We start from the raw sequence: 3107 nt of genomic DNA, 5'->3' as shown, positions 1-3107 counted from the left end.
ACCACACCCGACTGGACCACCTACCACTCCCACCAACCACGCCGCCGCATCCCCCTCCCCACCTACCCCTTCCAACACAAGCACTACTGGCTCGACCGACAGGCCACGACGGCCCAGGCCACCGGTCGTGCCGCGGCGCGCCGCGACGACATCACGCAGTGGTTCTACGCCCCGTCCTGGCAGCGGGCGCCTCTCCCGGCCGGGGAGCAGCCGGACCGCACCCGGCACTGGCTGGTCTTCGCCGACGGCCTGGGTGTGGGCGAGGCGGTGACCGAGCAGCTGCGGGCCGCCGGTGCCACCGTCACCGTGGTGGCGGCGGCCGACACCTGGTCCGACCGGGGAGACGGCCACTACGCCATCGACCCGGCCGACAGCTCCGACTACGAGCGGCTGATCGGCGCCCTGCGGAACGGCCCTGCCGGTGTGCCCACCCATATCGTCCACGGCTGGAGCGTCACCGCGCCGGGTGAGGAGGGCAGCCTCCAGCACGGTTTCGAGAGTCTGATCCGCCTCGCTCAGGCCCTCGTCCAGCACCCGGACGGCGAGCCGCGCCGGATCTGGGTGCTCAGCAACGGCCTGCACGACGTCACCGGCGCCGAGCCGCTGTCGCCGCTGAAGGCCACCCTGCTGGGCCCGTGCCGCGTGCTGCCCCGCGAGCTGCCGGGCACCACCTGCCGCAGCGTCGACCTCGACTGCCAGGAAGCACCCACCCATGCCCAACTGGGGAAGCTGATGGCCGAGTTGGCAGCAGCACCGGAACCCGGCACGGAGACGGTGGCGCACCGAGGGGGGCACCGCTGGTCCCAGCACTACCTGCCGCGGCCGCTGCCCCGACGCGACGAGTCGCCGGTGGTGCGCAAGGACGGTGTCTACCTGGTCACCGGCGGCACCGGCGGCCTGGGCCTGGCCCTGGCCGGGCACCTCGCGGCAGCGGGGGCAAGGATCGCGCTCACCGCGCGCACCCGGCTGCCCGACGCCGCGGAGTGGGACCCCTGGCTCGCCGGCAACCCGGGCAAGGGCCGACTCGCCGACACCGTACGGGAGTTGGTCCGCCTGCGGGACGCAGGTGCGGAGCTCCTGGTGTTCCAGGCCGACGTGAGCGACCGGGCGGCGATGAGCGAGGCCGTCCGGCGGACCACCCAGCGGTGGGGGGCCATCCACGGCGCCTTCCACACGGCGGGCGTCACCGGTGGCGGCCTGATCCAGCTCAAGGACCTCCAGGCGGCCGCCGAGGTCCTGCTCCCGAAGGTGCACGGCACCCTGGTGCTGGAGGAGGTGCTGGCGGACCAGGAGCTGGACTTCCTGGTCCTGTTCGGCTCGAACGGTGCGAACATCGGCAGTGTCGGCCAGGTCGACTACTGCGCCGCCAACTGCTTCCTCGACGCCTTCGCCCAGGACCGGGGGCGCACCCGGCGGGTGATCTCGATCGACTGGGGTCCGTGGCGGGAGATCGGCATGGCGGTCGGTACCGCCGCGCCTTCCGGCATCGAGCAGGTGGACGAGCGTGCCATGTCGCCTGCCGAAGGGCTGTGGGCCCTCGACACGATCCTGGCCGGCGTCTCGGAGTCGCAGATCATCGTGTCGCCCGCCGAGCTCTCGGCGCTGTTCGAGAACGCCTTCTCGCTGGAGCAGGGCGACACCGTGGCGCCCCGTGGCGCCGCGCACGAACGCCCGGACATCCTCACCGAGTTCGTGGCACCGCGCAGCGACACCGAGCGCGCGATCTGCGAGCTCTGGCAGGAGCTGCTGGGCATCGGGACGGTCGGCATCCAGGACAGTTTCTTCGATCTGGGCGGCAACTCCCTGATCGCGATCCAGCTGATGAGCACCATCAACGCCCGGCTGGGCACGAAGCTCGCCCTCGGTGACCTGTACGAGGGGTTGACGGCGGCGCACCTGGCCGGCCTGGCCGAGCAGCCCGTTCAGCAGGCAACGGGCAACTACCTCAAGGCACTTGAGGAACGCAGAGAAAAGATGCAGCAGCGCCGGCGTCAGCAGCAGCAACGGCGTCGGACGGCAAGGGGCGAATGATGACCAATGAGTTCACGGATCTCCCGGAACGGAACGGCGTCGCGATCATCGGGATGGCGGGACGCTTCCCCGGCGCGGGGGACCTGACCGAGTTCTGGTCGAACCTGCGCGACGGCGTCGAGTCGATCGTTGCCCTGACCGACGAGGAGCTGACGGCGGCCGGGGTGCCGCCCGAGGTCTTCGGCCGGCCCGACTACGTCAAGGCCGCACCCAGGTTCGAGGGCATCAGCCTGTTCGACGCGGAGTTCTTCGGGTACACCGCCCGCGAGGCGAAGATCATGGACCCGCAGCACCGGCTCTTCCTGGAGACGGCGTGGGCGGCGCTGGAGCACGCCGGCTACGACGCCGCCCGGTACGAGGGCAGAACCGGTGTCTTCGGCGGCGCCAGCACCACCGCCTACCTCGGGAACATCCTCGGCAACCTGGAGCAGGGCGAGGCGATCAAGGGCGAGAACGTCGGCCTGGGCTTCGAACTCGCCTTCCTGACCAGCCGGGTGTCGTACAAGCTCGACCTGCGGGGGCCGAGCTTCCCGGTCCAGACTGCCTGCTCCAGCTCGCTGGTGGCGCTGCACTCCGCCTGCCAGAGTCTGCTCAACTACGAGTGCGACATGGCCCTTTCGGGTGCGGTCTCCTACAAGGTGCAGGAGAACACCGGCTACCCGTACCAGGAGGGGGCCTTCCTCTCCCCGGACGGGCACGTCCGCCCGTTCGACGCGGACGCCCGGGGCACGGTCTTCGGCAACGGTGTCGGCGTGGTGGCGCTGAAGCGGTTGGAGGACGCGCTGGCCGACGGCGACACCGTCCACGCCGTGATCAGGGGCTCGGCGATCAACAACGACGGCGGGGTCAAGGCGAGTTTCACGGCACCGACCGTCGGTGGTCAGGCCGAGGTGATCACGGAGGCGCTGGCCATCGCGGAGGTCGACCCCGAGGACATCGACTACGTCGAGGCGCACGGCAGCGGCACCGTGATCGGTGACTCGATCGAGGTGCAGGCGTTGTCACGGGCGTTCGGCGACACCGGGTCCTGGGCCCTCGGCTCGGTCAAGGGCAACATCGGCCACCTCGACGCCGCC

Annotated in this window: 2 protein-coding genes; both read left to right on the top strand. The window is 70.9% G+C overall.

Features of this window, described 5'->3' with window-relative positions:
- Nucleotides 1-2031: KR domain-containing protein (locus tag ACWGJO_RS41345; protein ID WP_452190931.1), on the top strand; the 2031-nt coding region annotated here is incomplete at its 5' end.
- A partial coding sequence (locus ACWGJO_RS41340; RefSeq protein WP_452190930.1) for a beta-ketoacyl synthase N-terminal-like domain-containing protein occupies nucleotides 2031-3107 on the top strand: 1077 nt, incomplete at its 3' end. The genes ACWGJO_RS41345 and ACWGJO_RS41340, both read left to right, overlap by 1 nt.

Source organism: Kitasatospora sp. NPDC054795, from assembly GCF_053611565.1.
This window is presented reverse-complemented; position numbering and strand designations above follow the sequence as displayed.